Raw genomic sequence first — 15,811 nt, forward strand, 5'->3', positions numbered from 1 at the left:
GCAGCTGGTCATGGTGCTGTTGTTGACCGTGTCCACCTGGTTCACGATCAACATCGTGTATCAGGTGGTGCGTAAGCCCACCGAGCTGTTCTTTCCAGTCAGCGGCACGCTCTACAAATCGCCCACTGAAACGTGGACCTCGTACGAGCCCATCTTCCGCAAGCACTCCACCGATACCATCAGTCCCGAGTTGCTGGCGGCGCTTGCGCAGGTCGAAGGCTCGGGCAATCCGATCGTGCGTACTTACTGGCGCTGGTCGTTCACGCACAAGCCCTTCGACATCTATCGACCCGCCTCGAGCGCGGTCGGGATGTATCAAATCACCGATGGCACCTTCGAGGAGACCAGCCGGCTGTGCGTGCACGATCACAAGGTTGTGGACGACGGGCCGTGGAACGACTTCAAGTCATGCTGGTTCAACAGTTTGTATCTGCGCATCATCCCGTCGCATGCGGTCGAGATGACGTCGGCGTATCTGGATCGCCGCATCGGCCTGATTCTTTATAAGAACGACATCCGCTCGGCGACGCTCAAACAAAAGCAGGATCTCGCCGCCGTGATTCACGTCTGCGGTGCCGGCGCGGGATCCGCGTTCGCGAGGCGCGGCTTCCGTCCGCGCCCCGGCCAGCACTGCGGCGATCATTCCGTGCAGGGCTACATCGATCGCGTGAACCGGATGAAGAAAGTCTTCGCCGGGCTCGCGCAACAGCCTAGAGCTTCACTGTGGCAGTAGCCTTCGATTCGATGGTCACCGGCTGAGCCCGACTGTTCTGGCCCTTGATGCGCACCGAGTAGGTGCCGGGCATCACGCCGATCGGATCGCCGCCCGTCACGCCGGTCGCAACGACCTGGCCTTGCGACGTGACCACTTCGAAGCTCGCACGCATCGACTGCGTCAGTGCATTGCTCAAGCCCGCCGCATCCTTGGCATCGAAGTAACTGCCGTTGCCGAGCGACGCCCAGTGACTGAACGTAACGGCGAGCTTGGGATCTTCGATGGCGAAACCGACGATGTTGACTCGCACCGTGCCAGCCTTGGTCAGCGCCGCGATGGCGGCGGCAGGGTCGCCGCCGCAAGTTTCTTCGCCGTCGGTCAGCAACACGACCAGGCGCTCGCCCTTGATGGACGCCAGGTCCGACGACACTTTCTCCAGCGATGCGCCGATGGGCGTGCGTGCGCCGTTCTTCGCTTCCAATGCTTTGATCTTGGTGTCGACCGCTGCGGCGTTGAGCGGACTCACTGGAATATCCAGGTCGGTCTGGCATGAATCCACTTCGCGACCGAAGACGCGGAACGCGAACGGCGTGCCGGCCGGGATGCCGCTCGAGGTGAGCTTGCTCAATGTTTGTTTCGCGATATCGATACGACGCTGGCCGCCGATCTTCTGCAGCATGCTGCCGGACGCGTCGAGAATGATTTCAATGCCGCCGCCGGCCGCCACTGCATTCGCGGCGGTGACGACGAGCTTGCCGGGCTCTTGCTTCGCCGGCGTGATGCGAATGTTCGCCTTCGCGAGCGTGGTGTGCGACTGACCCGTCGCGTACCACAACTCATATTCACCGGCCTGCAATGGCGCGAGCACCTTCGCGGGATTGCCGCGAGAGGGATATTCATAATTGCCGCTCGTGCCTTCCTTCGCGCCTTTCGGAACGATGGTGATGTAGTCGGACTGATTGTTCGGTCCCTTCCACGTCACATTGAACAAGCTGCCTGCGACCGCTTCGGCCGGTCCTTGCAGCGACGCGGTTACCGCGCCGACCGTGATTTTGGTTGATGCCAGCGTGGAGTATGTCTGGCCGGTGAGATAACGAACTTCGTACTGACCGCCGGCATCGGGGGCGCGCAATTGCACGGGATTGCCTGCCTTCGTGTATTCGTATCCCTTGTACTCACGTTCCGGCGCGCCGGCCGGCACGATGGTGATGAAGTCCTGCGGATTGTTCGGGCCTTGCCATTTCACCGCGAAGGTCGCGCCGGCGTTCACTTGGGCGGGCGCGCTCACGCTGCCACTGACTTTGCCGACGGTCAGCTTGCGCGAGCCAATGACTTTGTCGCCATTGCCCAGGATGTAACGCAGCTCGTATTCGCCACTCGCGTCCGGCACGCGCAGAGTCACCGGATTGGCGTTGCGCGTGTATTCATAGACGATGTACGGGCGCTCGGCATTGCCGATGGCGACATAGTCGCGGTCGTTGTTCGGTCCGGTCCATTTGACCTTGATATCCGCGCCGGCCGCCGCTTCTGCCGGACCGTCGAGCGTCGCCGTCACTGCGTTCGCTTTGAGCGGCTGGCGAGTCAACGTCGCATACGGACTGCTGGCGCCGAGCAAACGAATTTCATAATCGCCAGCCGTCGGCGGCACGCGTAGTTCCACTTTGCCATCGGCATCGGCGTACTCATACGCGTCGTAATGCCCCTCGGGCGCACCTTTCGGGACGATGGTGATGAAGTTTCTGGGATCGGTGTTACCGGTGAAGGTGATGGCAATGGGCGCACCGATGTCCGCGGTCGCGGGCCCTTTCAATGCCGGGGCTCCCCACGCGAGGGTAGTGCCGATCAGGAATAACCAAACGAATCTGGACAACGATCGCACGAGCATGGAGGTCCCTTTCAGGTGGGCGCGGGAAGGCCCATTTTAGGGCACGCCGGCGCCACCTGCCTCGGCCGATAGGGCGACGGCCGGGCAAAGGCTGCGGTGAATCCCGTATTCGTGCGAGAATTGGCGGCCAAATCCCCCTGAATTGATCCCCGGAAGCTAATGACTGAACTGTCGGCGTCGGGCGGCGCGGGCAACTCGCCGCGGCGGGTGCTGTTTGCGAGCTTGATCGGCACCACCATCGAGTACTTCGACTTTTACATCTACGCGACGGCGGCCGTGCTGGTGTTCCCGAAGCTGTTCTTCCCCTCGGGCGATCAGGCTTCGGCGACGCTGCAGTCGCTGGCCACCTTTGCGCTGGCGTTTTTCGCGCGGCCGCTGGGCTCGGCGCTGTTCGGCCATTTCGGCGATCGCGTCGGGCGCAAGGCCACGCTGGTCGCCGCGCTGCTGACGATGGGCCTGTCGACGGTGTTCATCGGCCTGCTGCCGACCTACGAGTCCATCGGCTTGTGGGCGCCGGCGCTGCTGGCCTTATGTCGTCTCGGCCAGGGATTGGGCCTGGGCGGCGAGTGGGGCGGGGCGGTGTTGCTCGCGACCGAAAATGCGCCGCCGGGCAAGCAGGCCTGGTACGGCATGTTCCCGCAGCTCGGGGCTCCGTTGGGTTTCATTTGTTCTACAGGTGTGTTCCTGCTGCTGACCGAATTTCTCACCGATGCCGAATTCTTCGTGTGGGGCTGGCGCGTGCCGTTCGTCGCCAGCGCGCTGCTGGTGTTCGTCGGCTTGTATGTCCGGCTGCGGCTGCATGAAACGCCGGCGTTTCAAAAAGCCATCGACAACAACGAGCGCGTGCGCCTGCCCATGCTGACGGTGCTCGGCAAGCATCCGATGATGCTGATTCTCGGCACGTTCGCCGCCACGGCGACGTTTGTGATTTTCTATTTGATGACGGTGTTCTCGCTGAGCTGGGGCACCAGTGCGCTCGGCTATTCGCGCCAGGAATTCCTGGTGCTGCAGATGATCGGCGTGCTGTTCTTCGCGCTGACCATTCCGATCTCGGCGGTGATCGCCGACCGCCGCGGCCGCTTCGCCATGCTGATCGCCGCGACGCTCGGCATCATGGCGTTCGGCCTGTTTTTCCAGCCGCTGTTCAGCTCGGATTCGCCGCTGCGTGTGGTCATATTCCTCGCGTTAGGGCTGGGCCTGATGGGCCTGACCTACGGGCCTTTGGGTACGGCACTTTCGGAGTTGTTTCCGACCTCGGTCCGGTACACTGGCGCCTCTTTGACTTTCAACCTCGCCGGCATCGTCGGCGCCTCGCTCGCGCCGTACGTGGCCACCTGGCTCGCCACGCACTATGGCCTGGCGTATGTCGGCTATTACCTCACGGCCGCGGGCGCGCTGACTTTGCTGGCGCTGCTCTTGATCCGTCGGCCCCAGCCACAATCTTGAGCCACACTTTTTAGTCTTCGGCAAAATTCAAAAGCACGCGCAATGCTCTCAACCGCCAACGTCTCCATCCAATTCGGCGCCAAGCCGCTGTTCGAACAGGTCTCGGTCAAGTTCACCGACGGCAACCGCTACGGGTTGATCGGCGCGAACGGCTGCGGCAAGTCCACGTTCATGAAAATCCTCGGTCGCGAGCTGGAGCCCAGCTCCGGCGAAGTGATGCTGATGAACGGCCTGCGCGTCGGTAAGCTGCGCCAGGACCAATTCGCCTACGAAGACGAGCGCGTGCTCGACGTGGTCATGCAGGGCCACCAGGAAATGTGGCAGGCGATGGTCGACCGCGATCGCATCTATGCGAATCCAGAGGCGACCGACGCGGACTACATGCGCGCCGCCGAGCTCGAAACGAAATTCGCGGAGTACGGCGGTTATGACGCCGAAGCTCGCGCCGCCAGCATTTTGAAAGACGCCGGCATCGACCCGTCTTATCACAACGGCCCGATGCGCGAGGTCGCGCCAGGCTGGAAGCTGCGTGTGTTGCTCGCGCAGGCGCTGTTCTCGCGCCCCGACGTGTTGTTGCTCGACGAGCCGACCAACAACCTGGACATCCATTCCATCGGCTGGCTGGAAGGCGTGCTGAATCAGTACGACGCCACCATGATCATCATCAGCCACGATCGTCACTTCCTGAACCAGGTGTGCACGCACATGGCCGATCTCGACTACGGCCAGCTGAAAATCTGGCCCGGCAACTACGATGACTTCATGCTTGCCTCCGTGCAGGCCCGCGAGCGCGTGGAAGCATCGAATGCCAAGGCGAAGGAGCGCATCTCCGACCTGCAGGAATTCGTGCGACGCTTCTCGGCGAACGCGTCGAAGGCGCGTCAGGCGACGTCCCGTCAGCGGCAGATCGAAAAGATCAAGATCGAAGAGGTCAAGCCGTCGTCGCGCCAGAATCCGTACATTCGTTTCGAGCAGGAAAAAAAGCTGTATCGGAACGCGGTGACGGTGGAGGAGTTGAGCTTCACTTATCCCGGCACGGACAAGCCGGTGCTCAACAATGTGAATTTCAACGTCGAAGCGGGCGAGCGCATCGCCATCATCGGTCAGAACGGCGTGGGCAAGACCACGTTGATGCGCCTGCTGGCCGGCGAGCTGCAACCGAACAAAGGCACGATCACCTGGGTCGAGAGCGCCAAGGTCGGTTACATGCCGCAGGACCCGGCGGCGGAATTTGCCAACAAAGTGGATTTGTTCACCTGGATGACGGAGTGGCGCGGCAAGAGCGACGACGATCAGATCGTGCGCGCCACGCTGGGCCGGCTGCTGTTCTCCGGCGAGGAGACCCGCAAGTCGGTGAAGGTGCTGTCCGGCGGCGAGAAGGGCCGCATGATCTACGGCAAGCTGATGCTGCAGCGGCCGAACGTCCTGCTGCTCGACGAGCCCACCAACCACATGGACATGGAAACCATCGAGTCGCTGCAGATCGGCGTGGAAAAATATCCAGGCACGGTGGTGTTCGTCTCGCACGATCGCGAGTTCGTCGGCGGCGTCGCCAATCGCATCATCGAGTTGCAGCCGGGCGGCAAGCTGGTGGACTTCAAGGGGACTTATGACGAATACCTGCGCTCGCAGGGCCTCACGTCCTGAGCCGGGCCGTTAAAATATTCGTCACCGGGGAACGGGCCGTGTATAGTGGGCGCGGCTCGTAACCTTTCTCTTTATCTTTTCTTGGTCCGCGGCGATTTCCTCATCCATGCCTTCGCCGGCGCCGCTCCTGGCGCGACCAACTCAACCTAAACCGAATCGTTGCCGAACCGTGGTGGGTGATGCGTTGTGCATAGCCCGTTTTTGCGGCCTGTTTAGGCGTTCTGCTTTGGATGGGTAGGGCGCGTTGAGTGCCGGCTCGATACCGGCGGGTTCGCGTTTTGTATTGGAGTTTCAATGAGCAAGATTTACGTGGGCAATCTGCCCTTTTCCGCCGATGAAAATGCGGTCCGCGACCTGTTCGCGCAGCACGGCACCGTCGAGTCCGTGGCCCTGATCATGGACCGCGAGACCGGCCGCCCCCGCGGCTTCGGCTTCGTCGAAATGCCGCGTGCCGATGCGGCCCGTGCCATCCAGAATTTGAACGGCCATGACATGGGCGGCCGTCCGCTCAAGGTCAACGAGGCGCAGGACAAGCCCCGCGGCGGTGGCGGCGGTGGCGGTGGCTACGGCGGCAACCGCGGCGGTGGCGGCGGCGGTCGCTGGTAATTCAGGTGCCCCGCGACGCTCATGGCGTCGCGGGGCGTCTCTACGGAAGTAAGGAGCTGCGATGAAAGCGACCAGCGCCACCGAAGCGTGGCTCGAAGTGCCGTTCGTGCGTAGCTCCGTGACGCCCATCGCTCCGCCGGACGGCTGCGAAGGGCTGTGGCACAAATATGTGATCTCCCAGGGCGATAACGAGATCACCGGCCTGCGCGCCGGGACCCTGACCGAAGTCACTCAGCACGTCGACGGCTTGACCGAGCGCTTGAACGAACGCCGCGTCGGTAAGCAAAAGCACAAATAACCCGTCGCTTGCCGCCATCGATTGCCCGCGACTACAGTCGTGGCATGCATGCGATGGAAACGCTCAAGTATCTGTTGATCCCGCTGCGCGGCGCCGCGCTCGTTCTGATCGTTGTATTCAGCTTGCTCTTGTTGCTTGCAGCCAAGGGCGGGCTGATGGGCTTGCCCCTGGCGCTGCTCGTGCTCTCCTGGTTTTTCAAATACGGCTTCGCCTTGCTCGATAAGGTGGCCGACGGTGTGAATGAGCCGCCGGTGCTGTCATATGAGATGGTCAATCCGGCCAACGAGTCGCGACCGTTGGGATTGCTGGCCATCGTCAGTGCTTTCTATTTCTTCACCGGCATGCTTCAACCGCTGGTGGGGCATGAGGTCGTGACCGTGCTTCGAGCGATCGGTTTGGTGCTCGTGCCGGCCATCATCATGATGCAGGTGATGGAGGGCTTCTTCGATTCGTTGAATCCGATCAGCCTGCTCCGGATCGTCGTACGTGTGCCTGACAGCTATGTGCTGATTCTCGCCTTGCTTGCCGGTGCGTGGTGGCTGGCGACGGCGCTCGTGACCTGGCTGCCGGCGGCGGAGTTGCCGTTCTCCATTTCGATTCCCTTTCCCGATATCGTGCGTCTCGCGATCCTGATGTATGCATGGCTGGCGTCGTTCGCGATGATCGGCGGCGTTTTATTCGTTCGTCGCGCCGAGCTCGGCTTCGAGCCCGCTCATTCGCCTGAACGGGCGGCGGAGAAGGCGGAGCGCGAGCGCGAACGCGAGGTCGATCTGCTGATCGATCGTATCTTCGCTGAGTGGCGTGGCGGCGCGTATGGCAATGCCTGGCGCACGATCGAGAAACATTTGAGCAGCAGCGCGCGGCCGGGCGACGAGTTACAGACATTGTTTCAACGCGCGTCGCAATGGCCGGATCAACGGCTCGCTCATCGTCTGGCCCAGGAGCTCATTCCGCAATTGTTAGCGGCGCGTCGTACTGGCGATGCGCTGAAGATTGCGAGGATGCAGCTGAAGGCGGATGTGAATTTCCGACCGATCAAGAGCGAAGACACCATCAAGCTGATCGAACTCGCCCGCGACGGCGGCGACCGCCAGACGGCTCGTATGCTGCTGGCAGGCTTCGCCGAACGCTACGAAGACGACGTTGCCCGCCGCGTCGCCGGCCACTTGGCGCAACAGCTGGAGCGCTGAGCGTCGATGGCCGATTCAGCGCGCATCAATGTATATGTCCAGCCGCGGGCGAGTAAGACCGCTGTCGTGGGCATGCACGATGGCTGCGTGAAAATCAGATTGGCCGCGCCGCCGGTGGATGGTGCTGCTAACGCCGCGCTGATTGAATTTGTGGCGGATCAGGTTGGCGTTGCCAAGTCACGCGTGAGGATTGCTGCCGGGTTGACCAGTCGCCGGAAGACGGTTGAGGTCGATGGCGTCACGGCGGAGCAACTGGCGGGCGCGTTGACCTCTCCCACTTAACAGTTGACGATTCTGAGGCGAGGTTATGTCATTCGATTTCAACGGTGTCGCCTTCGATCGCTCGGCTCTGATCGTCATGCATTATCAGACTGACGTATTTACCATTCTGTTCGGCGAGCAACCGTCGCCGCTGCTGGATCGATGTAACAATTTGATCCGGCGCTGGCGCGTCACCGGTCGCCCCGTGTTGTTCCCTAACTTTTTCCTGGGCGAAAATTATGAGCACGCCTCGCAGAGCAACCGCCTGATCGCCTCGATCGTGCCGACCGGTTACTTTCGTAACTCCTTGCCGGTGAAAGGGTTGGCGGTCGAGCCGCACGATGTTTTCTATGCTTGCCCGCGAGCCAGCGTCTTCCATGGCACAACGCTGGACGCCGACCTTCGCTCGCGCGGCATCGGCACGCTCGTCATGGCCGGGATCAGTACCACTGGTGTTGTTCTTTCCAGTGTCACATGGGCGAGCGATGCTGGTTATGACGTGCGTCTGGTGCGGGACTGCTGTTATGACCCAGATCAAGCCGCGCACGACGCTTTGTTTCATACTGGATTCGGCGGGCGCGTTCAGGTGGTGTAAAGTTGCGCGCACGGATGCTTGGTAGATTGGCCTAGACCTACGGATTGAGGACTATCGGATGCGTGCACAGCGCGGGTTCGCGGCGGCTTTTGTGACTTTGTGCTTCGCGTTGCCATTGGCGGGATGCGGTGGTGGCGGCGGCGATGGGGGCGGGAGCGGCACTAGCACGGGTACGAGCCAGAGCCCGAGCACCGGTGGAGGTACTGCCCGCGTCGACTCGCCTGCAGTGATTTCGGCCGAGACTCCGCCACCGACGGCCCTGACCTACGGCGCTACCGCCACCTTCAAGGTGACCGCGACCGATCCGGACGGCGATCCTCTTCCCGGGTTCGAAGTGGCTTATGGCCCCGCCGGTTTCAGCGTCACACAACAAGGTGACGTAAGTTGGACACCCAACGGTCCGTTGTTCGATCGTGTGACAGATTTCAATTGGGGTGTGCGCGTCCGCGGCTCCAGCTCAGCCTCGGGGCTGCTCGAGGGCACCATCACCGTGACCGATGCCACGCGCGAGTATCCCTTGCGCCGGTCCAACCCGCACATTCCCATTCCCTACAGCGGCCTGCGAATTGCGGATCTGGATGGCGACGGCAATACCGATCTGCTGGTCGGCGCCTACCAGGTTATTTATTCGCTCAGTCGCAGCGGTAGCACTTATCGCCAGTCGTGGGCCTATCCGTTCGAGATGAATAACGACCTGCACACGCCGACCCAGGTGCAGGCCCTGACCTCGGCGGATATCGACGGCGATCACAAGCAGGAGATCTACATTTCCAAGGATGGCCGGCTGATGCGTCTCGATGGCGTCAAGCGGCGCGAGGCGGCCGTTGTTCCGTTGCGTTGTACGGCGCTGGAAATCGCCGATCTCGACGGCAACGGCTCTCGGGAGCTGGTGTGCCTGAGTTCGCGGGTTTATGTACTGAATCTGGATTCGCTGGCCGAACTCTGGTCCACGCCGGCACAGGAGTTTGGCGAGTCGATGGCCATCGGTAATGTGGATGGCGACGCCGCCCTGGAGATCGTGACGGCCGGCGGCTTCGTGTACGACGGAGCGACGCACGACAACCAATGGAATTATGGCCAGAAGTTCGGCCGCGCCATCGATACCGGCGACCTGGACGGCAACGGCATCGAGGAAATTATCAGCGGCGGATATTCGCCCGGTGTCGTGCGCGCGTATGACGCCGTCAATAAATCCGTGGCCTGGGAATTCACCGCGTCGACGATCGACATCGCCGCCATCACGGTGGCCGATGCCAATGGCGATGGACACGTCGAAGCGATCGCCGGGTCCGCCGGCGGCGATCCTGTGAGGGCCATCGGTTACAACACGGCGACTCATCAACCCGAGCTGCTGTGGCAACTCGATGCTCAGGAAGATGGTGTCACCAGCATTGCTGTGGGCGATGTCGACGGCGACGGAACGAACGAGATCGTGTGGGGCGCGGGGGAATCCAGCGACGGTCGAGATCAGATCGTCATCGCGGGCTTCACACCTGCGATCAGTGTGAAATGGCAAAGCAGCGCCATCACCGAGACCCTGACGTACCTCGGCGGCGCGCCGGCGCGTATCGGGGCTGGCGCGACACGCCTGATGTTTCTGTCGCCCCATGCCGATCGTGCCGACAGCACGCGAATCCTCGCGTTGACGCCCATGACCGGCGAGGTGGAAATCACTGCTGACCTGGGAGTGAACCCGCGGGGAACTCAGGCAATCGCCGTCGCGGATTACGATCACGACAACATCGACGAAGTGTTCTTCGGTAGCGATCGTTTCAATGCGTACGACTTTGCCGCGAGCTCCATCGAGTGGCAGGCGCCGGGCTGGTCGACGGCGGCGACCGCCGTCGCGGTGAAGCAAGCTGATATGAACAACGATGGCTACGCCGATCTGATCGGGCTGAACGGCCTCGGCCAGGTCGAAATCGATGACGTCCATGCGCAGACCCAGCTCTGGCGTAGCGCGGGCGGTCCTGGCCAAGGCATTAATCTGGCGATCAGCGACCTCGACAACGATGGCAATCAGGAGATCGTCGTAGCGCTGTCGAACCGCGTCGTCATCTTTGGCCGGGCCTCGACCGGAACGGCTTACGTCGAACGCGCCAGCAGCGGGCAAACCGCCGAGATCTCCGATATCGCGGTCGCGGATCTGGACGGCGACTCCACTCCGGAGATCTACGTGCTGAGAACATCGCAGCTGCAAGTCCTCGATCCGACGCTCCAAGAAAAGCGACAGGTGAATCTCAGCGTCGGCGGCACCGCGCTGTTCGTGGAGAAGTCAGCTTTCGCGCGCAAGAACCTGTTGCTCGCCAATAATGACTGGAGAGCGCGATTGGTGGCTCTCGATCCAGTGAACGGCAAAATTGTCTGGCGCTCACCGAAGATGGGATTGGTGTCGCGAAACAGCTTGTACTTCGCGGATGTCGATGGCGACGGCGTCGACGAGATCGTTTACGGCGCCTACCTCGGCATGTATCACACTCGCTGAGTTGTAGCGCCGCCGATGTCACGCCCACCATCTACGTATTGGCAATAGAGGGCCTGTTCTGGCGAAGTCCGAGGGATCGAACGAGAGGGAAAAACAATGCTCCCTCGGACCTGGCCGCTGCTGATCGTTGTAGTTTTGTTTGCGAGCGCTGCGCACGTCGGCGACAGCTTCGCGCAGACCACACCAGGTGTACCCGAGCGCGGACAGCTTCTGGAGAACCCGCCGCCGCAGCTCGGGTTCTACTCGCCCTCCGATCTGATCTCCCACATTACCGACGGGACGGTCTCACGTTGGCTGCTGCGGTGGACGTTTTCACCGCGGTGCTCGGTCGTCGTGTATCAGTTGCGATACGGAACGGTCGGCGGGCAGGGTGAGCCGACGACAGCTTCGGCTGCACTGATGGTTCCAGCGGGCTCGGATGCGGCGTGCGTGAGCCCGCGACCGATTGTGTTGTACGCCCATGGAAAGAGAAATCTCACATTCTTCAACATGGCGGATCTGTCGGGGAGCAACTATGAAGGCTTGATCGTCGCGCTGGCGCTGGCGGGCGATGGCTACATCGTGGTTGCGCCGAACTACGCCGGCTACGATACATCCACGCTGGGCTATCACCCGTTCATGAACGCGGATCAGCAGGCCGCCGACATGATGGACGCGCTGGCCGCCGCGCGCGTCGCGTTGCCGTCGACGAGTGTTGCCGACAATCAGAAATTATTTATTACCGGCTACTCCGAAGGCGGCTATGTCGCGATGGCCACACATCGCGCGCTGGAAGCGGCGGGGATTCCTGTGACTGCCTCCGCGCCCATGTCGGGGCCGTACGCACTCGTGGCGTTCTCCGATGCCATGTTCATGGGGCAGGTCGGCAGAGGCGCGGTGGAGGAGATCTTGATGCTGGGGTCGAGCTACCAGCATGCGTATGGGAACATCGATTCGAGCGGCGTGGCCATGTTCGAGGCGAAGTACGCGTCGGCCGCGACGCTACTGCCGGGCATGATCGGCACCGGCACGCTCGTTGCCGAGGGATTGATTCCTGCCAGCGCGGTCTTCAGCAGCACGCCGCCGCTGCCCGAGCTTGCCTGGATGACTCCGGCGGCCGCGCCTGGAAAACTAGCTTCGGTGTTTGCGCAGGGGTTCGGGACGGACAATCTGATTACAAATGATTATCGGCTGAGCTATCTGCAGGATGCGTTCTCCGCACCGGACGGCGGTTATCCGAACACGACGACGGGGTTGCCGCCCGATGCTCCGGCGAATTTGTTACGACAGGCGTTGAAGCAGAACGATCTGAGAAATTGGGCGCCGGTGGCACCGACGCTTCTGTGCGCCGGTGACGAAGACCCCGTGGTGTTTTATCTCAATACGCAGCTGATGCAAGGCTACTGGGCTGTCACTGCGCCGGAAAGCCCGGTCACTGTGCTCGACATCGATGCGCCGCCCTCGCACGACGGTCCCTACAAGCACCTGAGAAAGAAATTCGCCGAAACGAAGTCACTGATGCGATGGATCGAGGGCCGCTCCGCGGTCGTCGAGGATTATCACGATGTGCTCGTGCCGGCGTTCTGTCTTCAAGCGAGCAAATCGTTCTTCGATGGGTTCTGAGTTCGTTACATCGAGCTCAGTGCGAGTCGCGCCATCGAGGCAACTACGCAGCCTGCTACCACGGCAAGAACCGGTGTACGCGTGGCAGTCAGTACCACAAATGCCAGCGCCGCGATCGCAATGTCAGTCCACTCATGTACGGCGCTGGTCCAAACGGGGTTGTAGAGCGCGGCCGCCAGAAGGCCGACCACGGCGGCGTTGACGCCCGCGATTGCGTTGGCCGCTCGGGGCGTTCGACCGATGGCGTGCCAGAAGGGGAGCATGCCCGCCATCAACAGCAGGCCAGGCAAAAAGATAGCGAGCAGACTCACCGTTGCGCCCAGCAGATCATCGACCTGCTCGATGCGTGCGCCTAAGAAAGCAGCGAGCGAGAACATCGGCCCCGGCACCGCTTGGGCGGCCCCATAGCCTGCGAGAAAGTCTTCGGAATTGACCCAGCCCGGATCGACCACCGCTTCTTGTAACAACGGCAACACGACATGACCGCCACCGAAAACGAGCGCGCCGGTTCGATAAAAGGCAGCGGCGATCGACGCGAGCGGTGATACATCGGCGGGCAGAACGAGCGATATCACAAGGAGTGCCGCGCACACGACGATCAGGATCATGCCGGTACGCGGCCCATAGCCCGGCTGCAGGCTCGCGCCGTCGGCTCCGCTCGAGCCGCGACAAAACAGCACGCCCGCCACGGCGCCGCCGACGATCACGATCAGCTGAAGGATGGAGGTGCTGCCGATGATCGCCACGGCCGCCCCTGCGACTGCGATGAGCCTGCGTTGCAAGTCGGGTGTCAATCGCTGCGCCATCGTCAGCACACCTTGCGCGACGACCGCGACCGCAAGAAGTTTCAGGCCATGGATCGCCGCTTGACCATACGGTTCGTGGAGTAGCGGTATGGCCCGCGCAAATGCGAGCAACAACAGCACTGACGGCAGTGTGAATGCCACGAACGCCGCGAGCCCGCCTATCCATCCCGCGCGCAGTAGGCCAAGAGAAAAGCCGACCTGACTGCTGGCCGGGCCCGGCAGGAACTGACCCAACGCGACCAGCTGCGCGTACTGCGCCTCATCGACCCAGCGGCGCTTTGTGACGATCTCGCGATGAAAGTAACCGAGATGCGCGATGGGCCCGCCGAATGATGTCAGGCCCAGCTTCAAGAATGTTTTGAAGACCTCGGACCGGCGGGCGGCTGCGCGGCCTGTAACGTCCGCTTCGTTGGAAGCGTTGGGGCTTGTCATTCAGTTGTCGCGCGATCTCTATGGTGCTTTGGGAATCATAGCTGAAATTTGACAGTGGACGTTGCCGCGGAACGTGTCGACGGTCCACAATTGACCACAATCGATCACGGGCCGTTCATTGCTCGTGACTCGGTGTCCGACGAGCATGTTCGCGCTGCCTGGATGCAGCTTCGCTCGTGACACCCATGAAGATCACACTGATCAATCCGCATCGCTGGACCCCTTTCTACGCCACTGTCGAGGACCGGGAGGTGTTGCAGTTCGATTTGCGCCGCTGGGATTACAAACATCAGGTTCTGCGTGCGCGCGGCGTGCCTTCCTGGCGGGTGTTCCTGTGGTTCAAGACGATCGAAGTGCTGATGCAGGCCCGCCCGAAAGTTTTGGGTCGCACGCTGTTCCATCGCGATTCCGACTATCGCCACGCGATGCGCTGGTACACGCGCATCGGCCGGCGCGTCTGGGTTCACGAGGTGCTGGAGTTCCTTTTCAAGTCGCGCCCACGAATCATGGGGCCGACGCTGCGTGAGTTCATGGGCGGGACGTTGGCGGATCGGGAGTATGCGTTGGTGAAGGGGAGTGCGAGGCGGCGGGTGCTCTTGCAAGAAACTCCAGTAGTGCCTCGTTGACCTGTTGCGGCCGTTCCTCTGCCAGCGAATGACCCGCTTGTTTTATGAAGCGTATGGACAGCGACTGGCTACAAACGCTTCGCATGCTTTCAAACGCGCCAGGTGACTGATATGTCGCCCAGTCGCGGTCTCCTCCGATGTAGCAGGCGGGAACATCGATGGTTCGAGCGGAGAAAGCCTTCAACTCGGTCCCGAGTCTCGGGTCGTTTGCAACCCTGTAGTAGTTGAGCCCGCCCTGAAAGCCGGTTCGACTGAACTCGGCGCTGTACACGCGCAGGTCTTCTTCCGTCATCCATGAGCAGTTGGCGATTTGCCGTTGGGAGGGCATTTGCGCTGCCATCGTTTCGGCGAAGCCCTTGTGCAAGTCCATGATGTAGTACTCCGGCATCTTGGCCAGCTCGGCCGCGGACCAGGACGCCAGCGGAACAGGTTTGTTTCCTTCCCAATCCGCGCTCTTGTAGTGATATAGCGCCCGAAGGAAATCATGGACCCCTTGCTTCGCATGCCACATGTCGTTGTTTGCTTCGCGCGTCGCGCTATAGGTGAAGTAGTGCTTGCGCGGGCGCGGAAGTGCGGCTAGTTCCTTATCGAGGTCGTTCCCAGCGTTGGCTCGATCGCTGGCTACGCCGAGCGGCAGTGTGGGCGGCTTCAGGAATGGCGTGCTCATGGAAACAACCGATCGAAAGATGTCCGGCCGCACCCGCGCACACCACTGCGCCGTCGGCCCACCCCAATCGTGACCGACCACAGCTGCGACGGTCTCATATCCGAGTGCGCGCACCAATCCAACAACGTCGCTTACACGGTTGAGCATGGAATAGGGCAGCAGATCGTCCTCGTACCGAACGGTCTGCGTGCTGCTCCGACCGTAGCCCCGTAAATCGGGAGCGATGACGTGAAAGCCCGCCGCTGCCAGGGGAAGGAGCTGGTTCCTCCATGTATATGCAAGCTCGGGAAATCCATGTAACAACACCACGCAGGGCGCGCCGGAGCGACCCGCTTCGAGGGTATGAAGCGTTACGCCCGTGTTCGTATCGACTTTATTCGACCGGATGCCTGGCGGCAGCGTGTCGTTGCCATAGATAACATCCTTGTTGATCGCGCGTGCGCTCTCACCCCGCACCGCTGCCCGAGGCAGGGCCGCTTGTGCCAACATCGCGCCGGCGCTGGCTAACAGTTGACGACGGTTCATGTGCGTCTAGCAGCGGACCACAACA

Annotated in this window: 14 protein-coding genes; 11 read left to right on the forward strand and 3 right to left on the reverse strand. The window is 61.7% G+C overall.

Features of this window, described 5'->3' with window-relative positions:
• Window positions 1-10 precede the first annotated feature (10 nt).
• Window positions 11-733, forward strand: a complete 723-nt coding sequence (locus ACFPN2_RS20020) for a transglycosylase SLT domain-containing protein (RefSeq protein ID WP_380599698.1) — start codon at window positions 11-13, stop codon at window positions 731-733.
• On the opposite strand, the gene ACFPN2_RS20025 is transcribed toward ACFPN2_RS20020, so the two are convergent.
• On the reverse strand, window positions 711-2,525 hold the full coding sequence (locus tag ACFPN2_RS20025) for a vWA domain-containing protein (RefSeq protein ID WP_380599700.1): 1,815 nt from the start codon (window positions 2,523-2,525) through the stop codon (window positions 711-713). The genes ACFPN2_RS20020 and ACFPN2_RS20025 overlap by 23 nt on opposite strands.
• Before the next feature lie 234 nt (window positions 2,526-2,759).
• Between ACFPN2_RS20025 and ACFPN2_RS20030 the strand changes: the two genes are divergently transcribed.
• The 9 genes from ACFPN2_RS20030 (at window position 2,760) to ACFPN2_RS20070 (ending at window position 12,730) form a co-directional block, all read left to right on the forward strand.
• Entirely contained in the window at window positions 2,760-4,046 is a 1,287-nt protein-coding gene (locus tag ACFPN2_RS20030) for an MFS transporter (RefSeq protein ID WP_380599702.1), read from the forward strand.
• A gap of 42 nt (window positions 4,047-4,088) precedes the next feature.
• Entirely contained in the window at window positions 4,089-5,693 is a 1,605-nt protein-coding gene (locus tag ACFPN2_RS20035) for an ABC-F family ATPase (RefSeq protein WP_380599704.1), read from the forward strand.
• 294 nt (window positions 5,694-5,987) lie between these two features.
• The gene (locus tag ACFPN2_RS20040; protein ID WP_380599706.1) at window positions 5,988-6,299 is read left to right on the forward strand and encodes an RNA recognition motif domain-containing protein; all 312 of its coding nucleotides are present in this window, start codon (window positions 5,988-5,990) and stop codon (window positions 6,297-6,299) included.
• Between the two features lie 61 nt (window positions 6,300-6,360).
• Window positions 6,361-6,597: a hypothetical protein gene (locus tag ACFPN2_RS20045; protein ID WP_380599708.1), complete on the forward strand. Its 237-nt coding sequence runs from the start codon at window positions 6,361-6,363 to the stop codon at window positions 6,595-6,597.
• A 53-nt stretch (window positions 6,598-6,650) separates the two neighbouring features.
• Window positions 6,651-7,787 (forward strand): hypothetical protein, encoded by a 1,137-nt coding sequence (locus ACFPN2_RS20050; protein WP_380599710.1) that lies wholly within the window; start codon window positions 6,651-6,653, stop codon window positions 7,785-7,787.
• A gap of 6 nt (window positions 7,788-7,793) precedes the next feature.
• Window positions 7,794-8,069 (forward strand): DUF167 domain-containing protein, encoded by a 276-nt coding sequence (locus ACFPN2_RS20055; protein WP_380599712.1) that lies wholly within the window; start codon window positions 7,794-7,796, stop codon window positions 8,067-8,069.
• A 25-nt stretch (window positions 8,070-8,094) separates the two neighbouring features.
• Complete coding sequence (locus ACFPN2_RS20060) at window positions 8,095-8,643, forward strand: cysteine hydrolase family protein (protein ID WP_380599714.1); 549 nt, start codon at window positions 8,095-8,097, stop codon at window positions 8,641-8,643.
• 58 nt (window positions 8,644-8,701) lie between these two features.
• Complete coding sequence (locus tag ACFPN2_RS20065) at window positions 8,702-11,128, forward strand: FG-GAP repeat domain-containing protein (protein ID WP_380599716.1); 2,427 nt, start codon at window positions 8,702-8,704, stop codon at window positions 11,126-11,128.
• Between the two features lie 96 nt (window positions 11,129-11,224).
• Window positions 11,225-12,730, forward strand: coding sequence for an alpha/beta hydrolase family protein (locus ACFPN2_RS20070; protein ID WP_380599718.1), 1,506 nt, complete (start codon window positions 11,225-11,227; stop codon window positions 12,728-12,730).
• A gap of 5 nt (window positions 12,731-12,735) precedes the next feature.
• Here the strand turns inward: ACFPN2_RS20070 and chrA are convergent, their stop codons facing one another.
• The gene (gene chrA / locus ACFPN2_RS20075; RefSeq protein WP_380599720.1) at window positions 12,736-13,968 is read right to left on the reverse strand and encodes a chromate efflux transporter; all 1,233 of its coding nucleotides are present in this window, start codon (window positions 13,966-13,968) and stop codon (window positions 12,736-12,738) included.
• A 185-nt stretch (window positions 13,969-14,153) separates the two neighbouring features.
• On the opposite strand from chrA, the gene ACFPN2_RS20080 reads away from it, so the two are divergent.
• Window positions 14,154-14,594 carry a hypothetical protein gene (locus tag ACFPN2_RS20080; protein ID WP_380599723.1) on the forward strand — a complete coding sequence of 147 codons (441 nt, stop codon included), beginning with the start codon at window positions 14,154-14,156 and terminating at the stop codon, window positions 14,592-14,594.
• Here the strand turns inward: ACFPN2_RS20080 and ACFPN2_RS20085 are convergent.
• On the reverse strand, window positions 14,497-15,786 hold the full coding sequence (locus ACFPN2_RS20085; RefSeq protein WP_380599725.1) for an alpha/beta fold hydrolase: 1,290 nt from the start codon (window positions 15,784-15,786) through the stop codon (window positions 14,497-14,499). The two genes, ACFPN2_RS20080 and ACFPN2_RS20085, sit on opposite strands and share 98 nt — an antisense overlap.
• Window positions 15,787-15,811 lie beyond the last annotated feature (25 nt).

The organism is Steroidobacter flavus (assembly GCF_042651805.1).
Taxonomy (GTDB): domain Bacteria; phylum Pseudomonadota; class Gammaproteobacteria; order Steroidobacterales; family Steroidobacteraceae; genus Steroidobacter; species Steroidobacter flavus.